Source organism: Acinetobacter sp. ANC_7588 (assembly GCF_056783995.1).
Window position 1 is genome coordinate 73,976 of sequence record NZ_JBWYIU010000007.1, and the last position, 18,938, is coordinate 92,913.

At 39.4% G+C, this 18,938-nt stretch carries 13 protein-coding genes; 8 read left to right on the forward strand and 5 right to left on the reverse strand.

Going from position 1 to position 18,938, the window contains the following annotated elements; genetic code table 11:
* Window positions 1–156: 156 nt before the first annotated feature.
* From pta to AC1M9J_RS08270, 3 genes are all read right to left on the reverse strand, one after another.
* Complete coding sequence (gene pta, locus AC1M9J_RS08260) at window positions 157–2,298, reverse strand: phosphate acetyltransferase (protein ID WP_481952148.1); 2,142 nt, start codon at window positions 2,296–2,298, stop codon at window positions 157–159.
* Between the two features lie 64 nt (window positions 2,299–2,362).
* Window positions 2,363–3,586, reverse strand: a complete 1,224-nt coding sequence (locus AC1M9J_RS08265) for an acetate/propionate family kinase (protein WP_481952149.1) — start codon at window positions 3,584–3,586, stop codon at window positions 2,363–2,365.
* Window positions 3,587–3,969: 383 nt separating this feature from the next.
* Window positions 3,970–5,235: a glutamate-5-semialdehyde dehydrogenase gene (locus AC1M9J_RS08270; protein ID WP_481596246.1), complete on the reverse strand. Its 1,266-nt coding sequence runs from the start codon at window positions 5,233–5,235 to the stop codon at window positions 3,970–3,972.
* A gap of 287 nt (window positions 5,236–5,522) precedes the next feature.
* Here AC1M9J_RS08270 and AC1M9J_RS08275 point away from each other — a divergent pair, with 287 nt between their 5' ends.
* Window positions 5,523–6,845, forward strand: coding sequence for an alpha/beta fold hydrolase (locus AC1M9J_RS08275; RefSeq protein ID WP_481952150.1), 1,323 nt, complete (start codon window positions 5,523–5,525; stop codon window positions 6,843–6,845).
* 63 nt (window positions 6,846–6,908) lie between these two features.
* On the opposite strand, the gene AC1M9J_RS08280 is transcribed toward AC1M9J_RS08275, so the two are convergent.
* Both AC1M9J_RS08280 and nagZ read right to left on the reverse strand, forming a co-directional pair.
* Entirely contained in the window at window positions 6,909–7,754 is an 846-nt protein-coding gene (locus tag AC1M9J_RS08280; RefSeq protein ID WP_481587574.1) for a class I SAM-dependent methyltransferase, read from the reverse strand.
* A gap of 70 nt (window positions 7,755–7,824) precedes the next feature.
* Window positions 7,825–8,844 (reverse strand): beta-N-acetylhexosaminidase, encoded by a 1,020-nt coding sequence (gene nagZ / locus AC1M9J_RS08285; protein ID WP_481594954.1) that lies wholly within the window; start codon window positions 8,842–8,844, stop codon window positions 7,825–7,827.
* 196 nt (window positions 8,845–9,040) lie between these two features.
* On the opposite strand from nagZ, the gene AC1M9J_RS08290 reads away from it, so the two are divergent.
* The 7 genes from AC1M9J_RS08290 to AC1M9J_RS08320 all read left to right on the forward strand — a co-directional run bounded on the left by AC1M9J_RS08290 (window position 9,041) and on the right by AC1M9J_RS08320 (window position 18,887).
* Entirely contained in the window at window positions 9,041–11,224 is a 2,184-nt protein-coding gene (locus AC1M9J_RS08290) for a carboxy terminal-processing peptidase (RefSeq protein ID WP_035265294.1), read from the forward strand.
* Window positions 11,225–11,439: 215 nt separating this feature from the next.
* Window positions 11,440–13,506, forward strand: a complete 2,067-nt coding sequence (locus AC1M9J_RS08295; RefSeq protein WP_035265296.1) for a putative bifunctional diguanylate cyclase/phosphodiesterase — start codon at window positions 11,440–11,442, stop codon at window positions 13,504–13,506.
* A gap of 120 nt (window positions 13,507–13,626) precedes the next feature.
* The gene (locus tag AC1M9J_RS08300; RefSeq protein WP_035265298.1) at window positions 13,627–15,219 is read left to right on the forward strand and encodes a peptide chain release factor 3; all 1,593 of its coding nucleotides are present in this window, start codon (window positions 13,627–13,629) and stop codon (window positions 15,217–15,219) included.
* An 83-nt stretch (window positions 15,220–15,302) separates the two neighbouring features.
* Window positions 15,303–16,127 (forward strand): hypothetical protein, encoded by an 825-nt coding sequence (locus AC1M9J_RS08305; protein WP_481952151.1) that lies wholly within the window; start codon window positions 15,303–15,305, stop codon window positions 16,125–16,127.
* Between the two features lie 130 nt (window positions 16,128–16,257).
* Window positions 16,258–17,205, forward strand: coding sequence for an RsiV family protein (locus tag AC1M9J_RS08310; RefSeq protein ID WP_481596250.1), 948 nt, complete (start codon window positions 16,258–16,260; stop codon window positions 17,203–17,205).
* Between the two features lie 7 nt (window positions 17,206–17,212).
* Window positions 17,213–18,046: a TatD family hydrolase gene (locus tag AC1M9J_RS08315; protein WP_481596279.1), complete on the forward strand. Its 834-nt coding sequence runs from the start codon at window positions 17,213–17,215 to the stop codon at window positions 18,044–18,046.
* A 67-nt stretch (window positions 18,047–18,113) separates the two neighbouring features.
* Window positions 18,114–18,887, forward strand: a complete 774-nt coding sequence (locus AC1M9J_RS08320) for a tRNA threonylcarbamoyladenosine dehydratase (protein ID WP_481587568.1) — start codon at window positions 18,114–18,116, stop codon at window positions 18,885–18,887.
* The last annotated feature ends 51 nt before the right edge of the window (window positions 18,888–18,938 follow it).

Sequence of the window (18,938 nt, forward strand, 5' to 3'; positions counted from 1 at the left end):
TTTAAGAGTTCTTGTTTTTTTATATAAGTCTTTAGTTAACCTCATGATTCTAAGTTACAACACGTAGGAGTTAATCATAGATCTCAGTGTTCTAAGGGATTTATTGAAAAAACCATCCTCACTTTCGCGAGGATGGTAACTCATATGCAAATCAAATTATTGGGCTTGTTGCTCAGCCTGAATCGCTGTTAAAGCAATCGTAAAGACAATATCATCGACCAATGCACCACGAGATAAATCGTTTACAGGTTTGTTTAAACCTTGGAGCATTGGACCGACACTGACCACATTGGCAGAGCGTTGAACTGCTTTATAGGTGGTATTACCAGTATTCAAGTCAGGGAAAATAAAGACATTGGCACGACCCGCCACTTGAGAGTCAGGTGCTTTAGAGCGACCTACACTTTCTACAGAGGCAGCATCATATTGAAGGGGGCCATCGATCAATAAATCTGGACGACGTTCTTTTGCGATGCGTGTTGCTTCAGCAACTTTTTCAACATCAGCACCTGTGCCAGATGTACCAGTTGAATATGAAATCATGGCAATACGTGGATCAATACCAAACGCTTTGGCTGAATCGGCAGATTGAATCGCGATTTCAGCAAGTTGCTCTGCATTAGGATCTGGATTGATTGCACAGTCACCATAAACATACACTTCATCTGGTAATAACATAAAGAAAACAGACGAAACTAAAGAGTAATCAGGTGCCGTTTTAATCAACTGAAATGCAGGGCGAACTGTATTGGCTGTGGTATGAACTGCACCTGAAACTAATCCATCCACTTGATCTAGTGCTAACATCATCGTTCCAAGAACCACTGTATCTTGTAACTGTTCTTTCGCTTGCAGTTCATTTAACTTGCCTTTACGCAACTCTACCATTGGCGCAATATAGTTGTCGCGGATGAGGTCTGGATCAATGATTTCTAAATCATCAGGTAATTCAATCCCTCGAGCTTTGGCTACATCTAAAACTGCTTCTGGTTTTGCCAGTAAGATACACTGAGCAATACCACGTGATTGGCAGATCGCGGCTGCTTGAATCGTACGAGGTTCATCACCTTCAGGAAGAACAATTCTTTTCTTCGCTGCAATTGATTTTTGTACCAACTCATGACGGAATGCAGATGGAGAAAGACGTGGTTGGTATGAGCCATTCAGCAACTGCGTTACCCAATCCGCATCAATATGGCTAGATACAAATCGAGTGACTTGTTCAGCGCGAGCAGTATCATCTACAGGAATTTCATTGCTTAAATTAGCCAATTGAGTCGCAGTTTCAAATGTACTCAGTGGTGTGTGTAAAATAGGTAAGCCCTGTTTTATCGCAGCTTGGCAGAAAGCCAGTACTTGTTGATTAGGCGCATAATGTTCAGTCAGTACTAAACCTGCAAGAGGAATACCATTGCTGCTTGCTAAACTACTTGCAAGTAATACATCAATACGATCTGATGCGCTAATAATCAGTTCACCTGCCGTGAATTTGTGCAGTTCGCGCTCGATATTTGAAGCGATCAAGCTACTATGCAGAACACGTCGTTGTGCAGCCTCACCTAAGTTAATCCATTCTGCTTGAATATGTTGCGCGATATCAGACATTCGCGGCACACTTAAAGTATTACTAAATGGTACTAATGCAATAACAGGAAGTTGTTCGGAACCAATCAGTGGATGTGTTTTTTGAATTTCCCCAACAAATTGTTGAGTCTCTTGTGTCAGACGAAGATTTGGATCAATGGTCACTGGAATCTGTGCAGACTCCTCGGACAGACCTTTGGTTCGCATGAAAAGCACACCAGCTGTTCGGTTGCTGTTTGCTCCACCAAAATTACGTAATTGGGTTTCTACTTTTTCTGCTGTATAGGCTGGTTGTTTGATATCAGCATTGCTCACAATGATGACTTTCGCATCTAGTGCTTGAGCAAGTTGAGCATTCAGTTCAGATGCAAAACTATCACGACTGTTTGGAACTAACCCTTCCACAATAATAAGATCATGTTTTTTAGCAATTTGACGATGTAGACGAACAGCTTCTTCTAATAACTCATCACTTTCATCAGCATTTAATTGCTGAACTACATTTTGATATGAGATTGGTTCAACTGTTTCGTTCTGAGAAACATGGCGGAATAACGCTGTGGTGCGATCGAAATTTTCAGCATGTACTTCTTGTGAAAACGGCTTAACAAAACCAGCTTTTACACCTTGACACTCAAGTGCATAAATTAAGCCTAAACACGCTGATGTCAGACCTACACCTTCACCAGTTGGAACAAGTACAATTGTTTTCATATCATCAAAATCTATATCTAAAAATAAAAAAGAAATATGTAAATATGTCTGAGCGGGCGACTACTTAAGCAGTCGCGGTTTCAAATTCAGACTTTTTTTCAGATGAATTCACATCTCCGATTTGATTCACCACATGTTCTGTTTCTTGTGCAATACGTCCTTCTTCATCTGTAGGAATGACCCAAATTTGCGGACCAGTACCATTATCAATGCGACCTTCTGTACCGCGAGCTAATTGGTCATTTTTTTCTTTGCTAAAGTTAAAACCAAAATGTGGCAAATAAGATAATGTTTTTTCACGAATAAATGCTGAGTTTTCACCAATACCACCTGTGAAGAATAAGCCATCAAGACGAGGTAAACCACAGCTGAGTGCTGCTAATGATTTAGCAAGACGATAGCAGAATACTTCAATAGCAAGTGCAGCATCTTCATTGCCTTCTTCTGAAGCTTCGATAAGTGTTCGCATATCGTTTGACAGGTTTGAAAGTCCTAATAAACCAGATTGGCTATTGAGCATTCTGTCAATTTTGTAAATGTCCCATCCTAGGTTTTTGGCTAAAAAATTATGTAAACTTGGGTCTACATCACCACTACGGGTACCCATCACTAAACCTTCGAGTGGCGTTAATCCCATAGAGGTATCAACACTTTTACCATTCCAAATTGCACAAGTAGAACTACCGTTGCCTAAATGAGCGGTGAGCCAACCACCTTCACGGAAACTACCAGCAAGCTCAGAACCACGATCTGATACATAGGCATGGCTCGTACCGTGGAATCCATAGCGGCGAACATTATGTTCAGTGTATAAAAATTTTGGTACCGCATAACGATAGGCATGCGCTGGCATTGTTTGATGGAACGCTGTATCAAACACTGCAACCTGCGGTAAGTCTGGGAACAAACGTTTAGTCGCTTCGATTCCAACGAGATGTGCAGGATTATGTAATGGAGCTAAAGGTGTTGCTTCACGGATTTTTTCAATAATTTCATCGGTGATTAACTCTGCTTGAGTTAAAGAACCACCATGTACAATACGATGACCAATGGCATCAGGCTTGTGATTCGCTAAGCGAGATAATCCAACTTCAAGTGCTTCTTTGTGGTCTGCATTTGGAATACGAATATCAACTGGTTCGTTGCCTACAGTCACGCCTTTGATGCGCGCTTCTGGCGTACCTAAGTTTTCAGCAAGACCATGAATTCGGAAATCTTGATCTTTAAGTAATAATGCAAACTTGATCGAAGAAGAACCGCAATTGATGATAAGAACTGAATGAGGCATGGTGTGTTCCTTTACTGGCAATTTTAATATTTCGTTTGTTTTCTTCCAAATGAACAAAAAATGTTATTTCTTGATCGTGAAGCATTTGTATCATGCGTTTTTTTATTGTCCTAGATAGACTTTAGGTGATTAGACTTAAGCACTATCGACCACTAAGGCAATAATAATTAAAATTTATAGTCTTTCTTTATTCATTTATTAAATAAATGATGGTTATATTTTAATTAAATTGTATGCGTAAAACATAGCATGTATTGTATTTTTTATATACCACTTCTGCTTTGTAATTGATCTAATTTATACGTTTTTTATTTCGTTATAATGAGTTGAATCACTCAAAAACAAAGCCCTTTACTCAAAGGGCTTTGTTTTTTAAGTTAGGTTTATTGACGGATTTGGCCATCGCCTAAAACAATCCATTTTTGTGAGGTGAGTCCTTCTAATCCGACTGGACCTCTGGCATGAATTTTATCTGTTGAAATGCCGATTTCAGCACCTAAACCATATTCAAAACCATCAGCAAAACGGGTAGAGGCATTGACCATGACCGAACTTGAATCGACGCGAGTAAGGAATTTTCGCGCCGTGCTAAAGTTTTCAGTAATAATCGAATCAGTGTGATGCGATCCGTATTTATTGATATGCAAAATTGCTTCATCAACGCCACTGACTACTTTAACCGCTAAAATAGGTCCTAGATATTCCTCATACCAGTCTTCTTCGGTCGCAGTTTTAATATGTTCACCTAAAATTGCTTTGACTTTCAAGCAACCACGCAACTCAACTTGTTTTTCAGCATAAAGTTCAGCAATGCGAGGCAGAAAGTCGTCAGCAACTTTTTCATCAACCAGCAATGTTTCCATGGCATTACATACGCCATAGCGATGAGTTTTTGCATTTAACGCAATTGGCAATGCTTTTTGTAGATCTGCTTGAGCCTCAACGAAGACGTGACAGTTACCATCAAGATGTTTGATTACTGGAATAGTTGCTTCACGTGTAATACGTTCAATTAAGCCTTTGCCACCACGTGGAACAATAACGTCAACATACTCAGAGAGGGTAATCAATTGCCCAACAGCAGCACGATCAGCTGTATTTACAACCTGCACTGCGTTGACTGGTACTCCAGCTTGCTCTAAACCTTTTTGAATTGCGGTAGCAATGGCTTTGTTTGACTCTAATGCTTCTGAACCACCGCGAAGAATGATGGCATTGCCAGACTTTATCGCTAAAGAGGCTGCTTCTAGAGTGACGTTAGGACGTGATTCATAAATCATACCTACGACACCTAAAGGCACTCGCATTTTTCCAAGCTGAATACCAGACGGGCGATAAGCTAGGTCGGTAATTTCACCAATGGGATCAATTAAACTGATGACATCTTTAAGACCTTGTAACATTCCACTGAAGCGTGTGGGTGTAAGTTCCAAACGATCGAGTAATGCGCTGTCTAAATTGTTTTCATGACCACGAGTCATGTCTAGTTCATTCGCAGCTAGAATTTGAGCTTGATGGTCTTCCAAAGCGGTATGGATTGCCGTCAAAGCATTATTTCGTTCAAAAGTCGAAGATCCAGCCAAAAAGCGTGAAGCTTCACGCGCATTCTGACCGACGACTTGCATGTACTGTTCGATGGAGTCTTGCATAGCAGTTTAACTGATCATTTTAAAATCTCATTCAAATAGTAGCAGCGCAGATGACAACAATCTATGTTTATCAGCGAAAAAAGCTAAGTTGATAAAACTTGTAACTATTTTTAGAACCTAACGGCAGTTAAAAAAGATAAAAGGTGAATTCTTGCATTGCGCAGATTTCATGCATCTGTATAAAATGAAATGAATGTTAATTATGTTGCATAATCATAACGAATTGAGAGTATGATCAAATTAACGGCTGTGAAAACAAAACAATAAAGCCAAATGGAGATAAGGGAATGAATTCCATGATAAAAATGGAGCTTGAAGATTATTCAGCTGAAGACAGCACTCATTTTTTTGATCTGTACCATAAAAATAGTTTTAAAGAGCCGCCACGAACCACATGGCTTGATGGGTGGAAAATTGAATATATGGCGATCGCATCGCCAGAAACACTGCATCAGACGCCAACGCTGATTGTCGGAGGCGCATTTCAAAATTTTAATTCATATAAATATTGCGTTGAACAGCTCTTCGAGAAAGGACCTGTTATTTTAATCGACTTACCATCTTTAGGTTCAAATCAACAAATCCACAATCGTGATACTGGAATTTCTGCTGGTACTCTAGAGCTACCAGAGCTTTCAAAAATGTTAGGTCAATGGTTGGATTTGGTGGAGATTAAGAAAGTCTCTGTTATGGGGATGTCATTAGGCTCTGTGGTTGCTTCCTGTTTTGCTCATTATCGTCCAGAACTGGTAGATCGATTAATTCTGATGGGCGTCATGCAGAAGACGCGGAAAAGCTGGCGTATGTTGCTTGAAGAGTCATTAATATTGATGCAAGAGCAACGTATGGATGAGTTTGGTCAGGCTGTCATTTTGTATTTGGTGAATCATGCAAAATTAGATCAAACGCGTATGTCTCCAACAGCTAAACGACTTTTTTATAAGCAGATGTCTGAGTTTGATATCGCTGAGCGTGAGCGATATGAAATTAACTGTAATCGTTTATTGCGTCTTTCCCATGTTCCAATTCCGATGTGTAAAACATTGGTAGCATGTGGTCAATTCGATAGTTTTACTTTGCCATTTGAGAATGCGAATTTTGCCTTGCAATGTCCAGATGTTGAGTTTGCAATGATTGCAAATGCGGATCATGTGCCTCAATTGCAACGTCGTAAAGAAACCATGAATCTTTTTACCAGTTTCTTAAAAGGCGAATCGATTCACAATCTAGATGGAATCATTTATTTAGATAAAGACCAAATGCAATCTTTGGATCGAAGGGGGGAAGTTCGATTTGCCCTTAAAAATGCGCATTCTGTTTTAATTCATCAAACAAATGCACAACGTTTTGAAGTTGAAATTAAAGACCTGAATTACTTTGGTGTATCATTCTTTTTGGATGACCCATCTCAAGTTGAAGTCTTACAGGAAGATGCTCGAAGTTTTGCAATTGAATTTGAGGATGAGCAAGGACATTTTGCTGTCGAATGCTTAATGTTCGATTTTATTGGAAATGAAGTAAGAGCATTATTCAAGCATGGTTATTTTGAAGTGGCTGATCGCTTACTTCAATTTATAGATACCCATAAACACAATGACAGCGTGGATTAGGCTGTCATTGAATTCATTTGAATCAAAAAATAGATACTTCGTAATATTGCTACGAATGAATCATTATTTTATTGCATGAATCATCCATACTAGATCACCAAGATGCTGATCTGTATCCATATTTTGATTCTTTTTTTCAAAATACAGTTGAGGTTGAATGACTTCAACTTCAGTAAAACCTGACAGTTTAAAAAAGTGCTGTACCTCTAAAGGGTCTTTAAAGTGGAAGGTAAATGCACTTCTTGAAGCGTATTTGAGTAATTTGCTGCTCGACCAAATTAAGTTAGCCAGTTTATGTTGGACAGGTTCGGGATAAAGGTCAGTTAAATAATGAAGCGTTTGGAATGGTTGACCAAAACGTACAATTGAATTCAGCAATTGTTTGAGTAAATCTTGATTAAAATAATTGATTAATCCTTCACTGATAATCACTAGCGGTCGTGTTGGGTCGAATTCGTCAAAAGCTGTTTTGAAATCATCCGTGAATAAGTCTGCTGATAAAACTTTAGGGCTTTCGGGATCGATTTTATTCAAAGCGGATTGTTTTGTGGCAGCCATGTCTGGTAAATCTAATTCGCGATAATCTATTTCGGGATAATGAGATCTAAACCACCAACCACGAGGTGAAAGTCCCGCTGCAATTTCTAAAATTTGCAGGTTTGGATATTGTTTGATTAATAATTTTAAATGGTCGTCTAATAATGTATGTCGTGTCTTCAGAGTTGAACGCATACTTCCACCGATAAACTTCTCAGCCATACTTTCAAAAGGGTGAGCGAATTGCGCCAACGCTTTACCTTTCGAAGTCGCAAATGCTTCGTGAGAGATACCCATTTGGTACCAAATATAGCCAGTGTAGTGAGCAGTAAACGAAATATGACGGTGCTTTGATTGTTTTGATTGAGACATACACATCCTTAGCTATGATTATTATTGGATTGGTCAAGATAAAGGGAGCATTTAGATGCTCCCTTTATTATTAAAATGATTGTCTAAAATCTTCAATGACCTTTTTGACAGATTTCCATTCGTTGCCTAAGTCAAGTTGTTCACCAATGCGAATCTCTTGAATCTTACCGCGCATACGCTCTAAGCGTTCTTGGTTCGGCAATGGATAATTCTCTATGGCACTGAGCGCGACACATGCAGATTCCCGATTATTGCAGACTAAGCCCATATCACAGCCAGCTTCAAGCGCGGCTTTGATGCGAGCATCTGCACCACCTGCAACACAAGCTGCTTGCATACTTAAGTCATCAGAAAACAAGACACCATCGAACTCAAGTGTTTCACGAAGTACTTTTTGAACCCAATACTGAGAAAAACCAGCAGGATTTGGATCTACTTTTTCATAAATCACATGTGCTGGCATGAGTGCGTCAAGTTGAGGTTGGAGTTGAATAAAGCTTTGCATATCTTGAGCTTCAATTTCAGCATAACTTCGTGTATCCACAGCTGCAGCAATATGTGAATCTGCTTTAACCGAGCCATGGCCAGGGAAGTGTTTCCCTGTGGTTGCCATACCTGCGCGTTTCATACCTTGCATAAAGGCTTGGGCTAAAGGGATGATATCTGAGATATTTTTAGCAAAAGCACGATCACCAATAACATCGCTAATGTCGTTAAGGTCTAATACAGGTGCAAAGCTGAAATCGATCCCGACTGCAAGAACTTCGGTAGCCATGAGCCAACCGCATTGCTCAGCCAATTCAATTGCGCGTTCTGGCTGTCTTAGATAGAGCTCACCGAAACGTCCCATAGCAGGAAGGAGAGTGAAGCCTTGTTTTAAACGTTGTACGCGTCCACCTTCTTGATCGACTGCAATTAAAATATCGGGGCGAACTTGGCGCATATGATCCGTTAAGGCGCGAACTTGTTGAGGTGATTCAATATTTCTTCCAAACAAAATGACTCCACCGACTTGTGGAGATTGAAGGAGTTGAATATCTTCTTGATTAAGTGTTGTGCCCTCAATATCAAGCATCAATGCGCCAATCATAGTGGAATCCGTGATTCTAATTTTAAAAGAGAAAACAATACCCGAATTTTGCAATGATTTGCTACATTTTCTCCGTACAGATTATGATAAAACTATACGGCAGAAATAAAAAAGTTGTTTAAGGTTTTGAATATTAATATTTCTATCTGAAAACAATAGTGTAAATTTGGTTTATCCAAGGAAAGACAAATTCGTTATGAAACTTCAAACAATCGCTTGCGCGGTAGCCATTGCCACTGGTGGTTTATTTTTTGGTCATACAATTAATGTTGCGATCGCAGCGAATGAACCAGCGGTTCAACAGGTTCAGAATATAAAGCCCACACAAGAACAAGCTTTAGTTTCAAGACAATTAGCAACTTTGGTGGATCGTCAGCACTATTTAAATATGCGTTTAGATGCTACGACCTCACAACGTATTTTTGATATGTATATTGATAGTCTTGATCCTGACCATAGCCTTTTCTTGGCAGATGAAGTGGCAAACTATAAGAAAAAATACGGACCAACTTTTGGAGCGGCGCTCAAAGCGGGTAACCTTGAAGGACCTTATGCCATTCACGCTCAATATCGTGATCGTTTAAAGTCATTCTATGAGTTTATGTTGGCGGAGTTAAAAAAACCGCAAAACCTAAATCAACCTAATGTGTTTATCGAGTCTGATCGTGAAAAGGCTCCATTTTTCAAAAATAAAGCTGAGCAAGAAAATCAATGGCGCAAAATGCTGGTGTCTCAGTTAATCAATTTAACGATTGCTAAAGAAGAAGATTTGGCTAAGCAAAAAGCGCTGAAAGATGATCCTTCTTTAGCAGCAGGGCAAGATCTCACTTCAGCTGAAGATTTAACGCCAGTTCAGACTTTGACCAAGCGCTATATGCGTCAATTAGAACGTATGAAGCGTACAAAAAGCGATGACGTTTTAGAAAAAACGCTCAATGCTATGTTAGCGACTTATGACCCGCACAGTAATTATTTCCCACCAATCGATGCAATTGAGTTAAATCGTCAGACCACATTGCAGCTTGAGGGGATTGGTGTGTCGATCCGCCCAGAACGCGGGAATGAAGACTATACGCGTATCGAGACGATCGTAGATGGTGGTCCTGCGTTTAAGACAGGACAGGTTAAGTCTGGTGATCGTATTATTGGTGTCGCGCAAGACGGTGACAAAATGGTCGACGTCATTGGATGGACCAGTTCTGAAATCGTTGGATTGATCCGAGGTAAGCGTGGGACTAAAGTCACCATTAAATTGCTCGGACCTGGAGCATCTATGAGTCAGGCACGTACCGTAACTATCGTACGTGATGTGATTCAAGAAGAGGATGCAGGTGTACGTTCAAGAACAGTAGAAATTGTACGAGATGGCAAGAAACATAAAGTTGGGGTAGTCGAAATTCCATCGTTCTATTACAACTACCGTGCCCGTCGTGCTGGTGAAAGCTATCGTTCAGTATCTGAAGATACCAATAATGCATTGAAAAGTTTAGCTGCGCAAAATGTCGATGGCATTATCGTCGATCTTCGTAATAACCCTGGCGGTTCACTCGAAGAAGTGGCAAAAATGATTGGGCAAGTGATTAAATCTGGTCCAGTGGTTCAAATTCGGGATGGGAATGGTAACGTCAGTGTCTTCGAAGATCGTGATGGAGGCGCTCAAACCTACGCAGGTCCATTGGCTGTCATGGTGAATCTGGCTTCTGCATCAGCAAGTGAAATCTATTCAGCTGCTGTGCAGGATTATGGTCGTGGGATTGTGATTGGAAGTACTACGACAGGTAAGGGTACAGCTCAAGTTCAATTGGACAGCTTAGCGTATGGTCAAGCGACATTGACGCAACGAAAGTTTTACCGTGTTACTGGTGGAAGCACACAAAATAAAGGGGTTGTGCCTGATATTCAATTGGTTGATATCTACGATGAAGAGTTTGGGGAGCGTAAAGCTAAGAATGCTTTAGAGTGGGATACCATCCCTACAGCTCCTTTCAAACGTGAGGGAGAAGTGCAAGCCTTTGTACCAAAATTAGCTGCTCATTCAAAACAGCGTGTTGCGAATGATATTCAATTTAAGTATTTAGAAGCGCGTAAAGCGATTTCGCAGAAAGCTAAAGAGAATAAACAAATCGTGTTGGATATCGATCAACGTAAAGCTGAACTCATCGCTTTGGAAAAAGAAACGTTGGCAGAAGAAAATAAACGCCGTATAGCAATGGGTAAAACTGCTTATCCAAATTGGGAAAGTTATCAGGCATCGATGGAAGCTTTGGCTGAATCGCGTGCTAAGATGAAAACTAATCAACGCCCACCTTTACCTGAAGAAGAGGCATTTGTCACTGAATCAGCTCATATCTTGCTCGATTACATTGCCTTGCAAAAATAAAAATATTTATTGTTAAGTTTTACTTAAAAAATGGCGTATTTCGATACGCCATTTTTTATGGATATCGCCGAAAAACAACTTGACGTTCAATGAGATGGTGATATTGTTGTAGGCGACAAATGCTCATTAAAAAGTTGAACCTTCTTACATTTATTTGCTGTACTTTTGGGGTTTAAATAAAATAAAAACAGGTTCAGGTACGGATAAGTCTCTATATGATTCATATGAGTTACGATTATGCAATGGTGGCGGGTTCTGCTGTGGCGGCAGTGATCGTCTGCTTTATTGCTATTTCATTTGAACAACTCATTAGTACCCACAAAAACCCAGTTGGTCAAAAAGTGCTGCTCGGTGTAAGTGGCATGATATTTGGTCTTGCGATTTGGGTCATGCATTTTGTTGGAATGCTGGCTTGTCATTTACCCGAAGATCATAGTTTCGATATAGGTTTAACGCTATTCTCTTATGTGATCGCAGCTCTCGCTTCAATTTTTGCCATATGGCTCACGACTAGATCTACACTTCCTTTAGCTAGATTAGTTTTGGGTGCACTTCTGATGGGTTTCGGTATTTCAGGTATGCACTATACTGGAATGGCGGGATTGATCGTTCCCAACTACATTATTCGTTATGACACCATTTTGGTGATTTTTTCTGTACTGATTGCTGTATGTGGTTCAGGATTGTCATTCTGGCTGATGTTTAAATATAAGCGTACCTATCACAATAAATTGGCTTTCAAGCTTGCCGTGGCATTCATGATCGCTTTTAGTATTGTGGGAATGCATTATATTGGTATGGCGGCTGCGACTTTCCAACCCGTGGATGCCAAATATGCAGCATTGAATCAACTCCATGAAGGTCAAGGTTTATTACTTTTTGTCATTATATTTGTCACCTGCTTGGTTTTAGTGGTCAGTTTTTTTGTCGCTATTTTAGAATTACGACTTGAAGAGAGAAATCAACAACTAATCAAAATGAATAAGGAATTGGAAAGCCTTGCCCTTCAAGATAATTTGACCAAACTTCCAAATCGACTTTTTTTGCTTGATTACACCACTTCATTATTTTCACTTCACCAATCTAAAGATCATAAAGTTGCATTCATTTATATTGATTTGGATCGTTTCAAGGCAGTAAATGATGCTTTTGGACATCATATTGGTGATCAGCTTTTAGTGAATTTAGCACATCGACTTCATGCATTACTCGAAAAAAACCAAAAATTAATTCGTATTGGTGGTGATGAGTTTTTATTGGTTGTTGAAGACTTTTCTACAGACCAAATTGATCAAGTTGCCAATCTAGTATTGAGTAAAATCCAAGAAGGCTTTGTGATTTCTGGGAAGGAAATCAATATCTCAGCAAGTTTAGGTGTGGTCTATTATCCAGATCATGGTGCTGATTTACATGATTTGTTGGTGAATGCTGATGCTGCAATGCTGATGTCCAAAGAGCAAGGTCGCAATACTTACAGTGTGTTTAACTATTCATTAGATCAACAAGAAATCGCACGTAGCCAATCAAAACTTATTAATGATTTGTATCGTGCTGTTGAAGAACAACAATTCATTTTATTTTATCAGCCGAAATTCACAGCAGATTTTAAAATTTGTGGCGTTGAAGCTTTAATTCGTTGGAAGCATCCAAGTCTAGGACTTCTAGCACCAAATATGTTTATTGAGGGTGCGGAGCAAACAGGTCTTATTATTAAAATGGGCTACTGGGCTCTTGAACAAGCGTGTATACAGATTCAAGCTTGGCAAAAAAAGAAATTGCCTTTCTGCCCGATCGCTGTAAATTTATCAGCTGTTCAATTTGAACATAAAGCGCTGGTAGATACATTAAGATGTTTAATCACGCAATACCAGATCGATCCAGCCCATTTAATTATTGAGATTACTGAATCGACAGCAATGCATCATATCGATGTCAGTATTCGTACTTTTGAGAGCCTGCGAAACCTGGGGATTGGACTTGCGATTGATGATTTTGGAACAGGTCATTCAAGCTTCTTATATTTAAAGAATCTCCCGGTAGATGAACTTAAAATTGACCGTGAATTTATTCGAAATCTTTCACCCAATACAAAAGATGAAATTATCTTAGAAAGTATTATTGTCTTGGCTAAACGTTTAGGTTTGGTGGTGACAGCTGAAGGCGTCGAAACTCAAAAACAAGCCGATATCTTAAAACGTTTAGGTTGTCAGCAATTACAAGGCTATTTATTGGGTATGCCATTACCTGTGGATCGTTTAGAAAGCACATTTAAGAACTATTAACTTCTGGTCAGTTTCTGATTCATCACATTCACATTCGGTATTGATCTGCTACAATATCGCCAATTTTTATTTTGATCTTTTTTGATCTTCTAAACTGCATGTCTGCAGTAGGTGTTATTCATGAGCTTTAAGCAAGAGTTAGCGGAGCAAGTTGCTCAGCGACGTACATTTGCCATTATTTCCCACCCCGATGCGGGTAAAACCACAATGACGGAAAAGTTATTGTTGTGGGGGCAAGCGATCCAAGTTGCAGGTATGGTAAAAAGCCGTAAATCTGACCGTGCTGCGACATCAGATTGGATGGAAATGGAAAAAGAGCGTGGTATCTCGATCACGACCTCTGTGATGCAGTTCCCTTATAAAGACAAAATGATCAACCTGCTCGATACACCGGGGCATGAAGATTTCTCTGAAGATACATATCGTACCCTTACAGCCGTAGACTCAGCATTGATGGTGATTGATGGTGCGAAAGGTGTCGAAGATCGTACGATTAAATTGATGGATGTGTGTCGTATGCGTGACACACCGATTATTTCTTTCGTTAACAAAATGGACCGTGAAATTCGCGAGCCACTTGAACTACTCGATGAAATTGAAAACGTACTTAAGATTAAATGCGTACCTTTAACTTGGCCTTTAGGTACAGGCCGTGACTTCGCGGGTGTTTTTAATCTGATCGAAGAAAAATTCTATGTCTATAAAGCAGGTTTTGGTTCAACCATTACAGATATCGAAATTCGTGACGGTTATGACCATGCTGACCTTCGTGAAAAAGTCGGTGAATTAGCTTGGGCTGCATTTGAAGAGTCACTAGAATTAGTTCAAATGGCAAATGAACCGCTTGATCGTGAAGAATTCTTAGCAGGGCGTCAAACTCCAGTATTGTTTGGTACAGCGTTGGGTAACTTTGGTGTAGACCATGTCTTGAATGCATTTAGTGAATATGCACCACCACCAAAAGCACATCCTACCCAAGACCGTAAAGTTGAAGCGACTGAAGAGGGTTTCTCTGGTTTTGTCTTTAAAATTCAAGCCAATATGGACCCTAAACACCGCGATCGTATTGCTTTCATGCGTATCTGTTCAGGCAAATATGAAAAAGGCTTGAAAATGAAGCATGTCCGTATTGGGAAAGATGTGCGTATTTCAGATGCATTAACGTTCTTGGCAGGTGATCGTCAGCATTTAGAAGAGGCATGGCCAGGTGACATTATTGGTTTACATAACCATGGTACGATTCAAATTGGCGATACTTTCACTTCGGGTGAAAACTTGCAATTCACAGGTATTCCTCACTTCGCTCCTGAAATGTTCCGCCGTGTTCGTTTAAAAGATCCTTTGAAATCAAAGCAACTTCAAAAAGGTTTAAAAGAGCTTTCAGAAGAAGGTGCAACTCAAGTATTTATGCCACAAAACAGTAATGATCTTATTGTCGGTGCTGTGGGTGTTCTTCAATTCGAAGTTGTTGCTTATCGTTTAAAAGAAGAATACAAAGTAGATTGTATTTACGAGCCTGTGAGCATTAACACTGTTCGTTGGGTTTCATGTCCAGATGAGAAAAAATTTAATGAATTTAAGAAAAAAGCACATGACCAACTTTCAGTTGATGGTGGTGGGCATTTAACGTACTTAGCACCTAGCCGTGTCAATTTACAATTAATGCAAGAGCGTTATCCTGATATTGTTTTCCGTAATACACGTGAACATTAATTTTGCTTGAAAATGTAAAACAGCTTCCTCGTGAAGCTGTTTTTGTATCAGAATAACCAATGCTTTAATTTTGGTTGATTCTTGTGATTACTCTAAATTTACAAAAAAAACGATTGCGTATTCTTCTTGCTACCTTAGTCATTGGGGTGGCATCTTGTGAAAAACAACCAGAGTCTACGACACAAAAGTCAGGGCAGTCTGCCCAAGTTAAAAACGCTGATGTGTTACCATACTTAAATGATGACGCGTTTCAATTTGAAATAAAGAGCGAAAATTGCACAAAATCGGTCTGCGAAAAAATTGAAATTTTAAGTCTAAAAACAGCAGATCAGTGGGTCAATCAACAACTTAACAACCATTTGGCTTTTGTGATTCAAGATCAAATCAATGAAAAAGAAAAATTGAGTTTGGATCAATCCATCGAAACCTATATAAGTCGATCTGAATCATGGATGAAGGAGTTTTCACTGAATCAGCCTTATGAGTTGGATATATTGACGCAAGTCGCCACCCAACGAAATCAATATGTGTTGATCCAATTCATTGTTAACACAAAACAAGCTGAAGTGATCGTTAAAGATCGTGGTTACTTTATGGTATTGGATCGAAAGCAGAAAAAAGTTTTACAGTTGCAGGATGTGATTCAAAAGAACCAAATAAATGATTTTGAAAGAATACTTCAAGTGTCCTATCAAAAATGGTTAAAGGCCCAGAGTGGTGAAGTGAGAAGTATCGCTCCAGTGAATCTTAGCTGGAAAAATCAGGAGTGGTTCTTTGATGGTGAAGGGATTGGTATTCATATTCGCGCGAACGAAATTGTCAAAGGTGGTGAGCAATTGGATATCTATTTGAATCATGCTCAAACCAAGCAAGTGGTTGTGCCGCAGATCTTTCAAAAGATGTTTTGAAATATTACAAATATTGTAATGTAGCCTATACAATTGCAGTTAAACCCATACAAACGAAGCTTGAGCTATCAATTTCATCGGGTTAGGCTTAAATCAATGATAAATGACCGTTTCTCCTCAAGGTTGTGAGATGTTAAAAAATAAAATAGTTTGGACTGTATCTGTACTTACTGCCGCAATTACGCTGAGCGCATGTCAGCCAAAAGGGGACGGGCCTAAAGAGTCACCTGACACTCAAACTCAAGCAGCATCGGAAGTTCAGATACTCGTGCTTCAGGGTGAAACTGAAAAAGTGCCTGTTCGGTTGGTAGAATGTGATGGTAACAATTGTCCAGAAATTTCAATTGATCGATTGAGAACGAATCAATTTGTGTTAGATGGCTTAATTGATCAAGCGATTATCAAAAATTTACAAGAAACGCTAGAGTTGTTCGAACCTGAGCAGACGCTGTCTAAAGACAAAGATACTCAAGCCGCAAGTGAAGTTGTTGAATATAAAACTGCAGCGCAGTTACTTGCAGAGCAGATTCAGCCCTATATTGATAACTTTGTGGGTTTAGATAAAGAGTTAAAGCACTTGGGGGTTGGACATCAAATTAGTTTGAGTATTAGTCCTAAAATTTTAAATTCACAAGGACCACTTGCAACCGTCGTATTGAATACGAGTAACTATTTAGGAGGTGCACATGGTTCTTCTTCACAAACTTACTTTAATTTTGATTTGAAACAGCAGAAACAAGTGTCACTGGATCAAATTTTGGTGAAAGACCAAAAGAATAAATTAAATCAATTGGCCCATGATGAATTTAAAAAATGGGTCATAGATTCGCAGTTAGCAGATAACGTTGAAGAGTATGAAGAGGCTTGGAAATTTAAACTCACTGATAATTATTATTTGGGTAAGAAGGGTTTAATTCTTCAATACGGTGAATATGAAATTGGTCCTTATGTGGTGGGTTTGCCAAGACTTACGATTCCTTATGAAAAGCTACAGGGTGTGATTAAACCTGAAATGCTGGAGGCTGTTCATCCTTCGGTTCAAGTTGCTGTACCTCAAGCTGCAGGTGAAGCAAAATAACATGTCCATGCCACGTTTGTTTGATACGCATACGCACTTTGATGTAGAAGATTTTGACTTCGATCGTGAGCAACTTGCGTATCAGGCTAAACAGAAGGGAGTGGATGCCCTTGTACTGATCGGGTTTCAACACCAACGCTTTCATACATTGATTGAAACACACCATTGGTTAAATGGTTTAGATCAGGCACCGAGGAGTTATCTCGCTCCTGGTCTACATCCTTTTTATATCGAACAACATCAGCCTCATCATCTAGACGATTTAAAAAAAATTCTTGAAGTACAACAATGCATCGCCGTTGGTGAAATTGGTTTAGATACTTTTCTCAAGCAACATAAGCAGTCGGAAGTTTTCGCTAAGCAACAGGATTTTTTTGCGCAACAACTCGATTTGGCTCAACAATTTAAGCTTCCTGTGCTGTTACATATTCGTAAATCTCATGCTGAAGCATTAAGGCTGTTAAAAGCAAAGCAATTTGTTCACGGTGGTATCGCCCACGCATTCAGTGGAGGGATAGAAGAAGCGAAGGCATTTATTCAACTTGGATTTAAGTTAGGGGTCACGGGACAGATTACCAATCCCAATGCTAAAAAATTACACCAAATAGTTCAGTATGTTGGTATTGAACATCTGGTCATTGAAACAGACTGTCCTGATATGACGCCATTATGTTGTCAAGCTTCAACTGAACACCGTACCCGTAATACCCCACAGAATTTAATTTATGTTTTAGAAGGTTTGGCACATAGTTTAAATACAAGAGTCGAAGACATTGCGCAACGTGTTTGGGAGAATAGTGTGTCTGCACTCAACCTAAAAAATGAACTGAAATTGTCGTGAGTTCAAAACTCTCTATTCCTCCGAAGTTTTGCTAAAATACGCCTTTTCCAAATAGTGTTAGAGCAATATGACTGACTTAGTTCATGATGATGAATATGAACGCCGTTTTACGGGTGTAGCCAAAATTTATGGTGAAGAAAATTTTCAGCATTATGAAAACAGTCATGTCATGGTGATTGGTATTGGCGGTGTTGGCTCTTGGGCTGTCGAAGCTTTGGCTAGAACAGGTTTGGGCGAGTTAACACTAGTTGATATGGATTCTGTTGCAGCGTCAAATATTAATCGTCAGTTACCTGCGATGACATCAACATTAGGTCATGAAAAAATTGAAGTGATGGCAGAGCGTTGTCGCCAAATTAATCCACGTATAAAAATCAATTTAATTGATGATTATCTAACGCCTGAAAATGTAACGGAGATTTTGAGTTCAAATCCAGATGTTGTTTTGGATTGCATTGATGATGTCAAAGCAAAACTCGCATTGATGCTACATTGTCGTTTCAATAAAGTCCCCTTGATTGTATCTGGTGGTGCTGGTGGTAAGTTAGATCCACTCAAAATTCGGGTCGCAGATTTGTCAAAAACAGAATACGACCCGATGCTGGCAAAATTAAGAAGTCAGTTACGCTCAAAAGGTATCTGTAAAAAGCCGAAAGAGAAGTTCGGTATCACCTGTATTTATTCGGTGGATAATCCTTTTTCGAATGCTGATGTTTGTGCGAGTGCTGGGTTAAGATGTGGTGGTTATGGTTCAGCCGTGGTGGTGACATCAAGTTTTGCAATGGTAGCTGTGGCTGAAGTGTTAAAACGATTAGATTCGATTCAAGCAAAACAAGCCTAAAAGTGATTATCAAAAAAGGTCTCTATCAAGAGACCTTTTTTACGGATTATA

What these genes read in the sequence shown, in the direction of transcription:
- AC1M9J_RS08310 (WP_481596250.1), top strand. Translation starts at nt 16,258, where the DNA reads ATGTTAAAAAATAAAATAGTTTGGACTGTATCTGTACTTACTGCCGCA.
- AC1M9J_RS08320 (WP_481587568.1), top strand. Translation starts at nt 18,114, where the DNA reads ATGACTGACTTAGTTCATGATGATGAATATGAACGCCGTTTTACGGGT.
- AC1M9J_RS08270 (WP_481596246.1), bottom strand. Translation starts at nt 5,235, where the DNA reads ATGCAAGACTCCATCGAACAGTACATGCAAGTCGTCGGTCAGAATGCG.
- nagZ (WP_481594954.1), bottom strand. Translation starts at nt 8,844, where the DNA reads ATGATTGGCGCATTGATGCTTGATATTGAGGGCACAACACTTAATCAA.
- AC1M9J_RS08315 (WP_481596279.1), top strand. Translation starts at nt 17,213, where the DNA reads ATGCCACGTTTGTTTGATACGCATACGCACTTTGATGTAGAAGATTTT.
- AC1M9J_RS08265 (WP_481952149.1), bottom strand. Translation starts at nt 3,586, where the DNA reads ATGCCTCATTCAGTTCTTATCATCAATTGCGGTTCTTCTTCGATCAAG.
- AC1M9J_RS08280 (WP_481587574.1), bottom strand. Translation starts at nt 7,754, where the DNA reads ATGTCTCAATCAAAACAATCAAAGCACCGTCATATTTCGTTTACTGCT.
- AC1M9J_RS08290 (WP_035265294.1), top strand. Translation starts at nt 9,041, where the DNA reads ATGAAACTTCAAACAATCGCTTGCGCGGTAGCCATTGCCACTGGTGGT.
- AC1M9J_RS08295 (WP_035265296.1), top strand. Translation starts at nt 11,440, where the DNA reads ATGATTCATATGAGTTACGATTATGCAATGGTGGCGGGTTCTGCTGTG.
- AC1M9J_RS08275 (WP_481952150.1), top strand. Translation starts at nt 5,523, where the DNA reads ATGAATTCCATGATAAAAATGGAGCTTGAAGATTATTCAGCTGAAGAC.
- AC1M9J_RS08300 (WP_035265298.1), top strand. Translation starts at nt 13,627, where the DNA reads ATGAGCTTTAAGCAAGAGTTAGCGGAGCAAGTTGCTCAGCGACGTACA.
- pta (WP_481952148.1), bottom strand. Translation starts at nt 2,298, where the DNA reads ATGAAAACAATTGTACTTGTTCCAACTGGTGAAGGTGTAGGTCTGACA.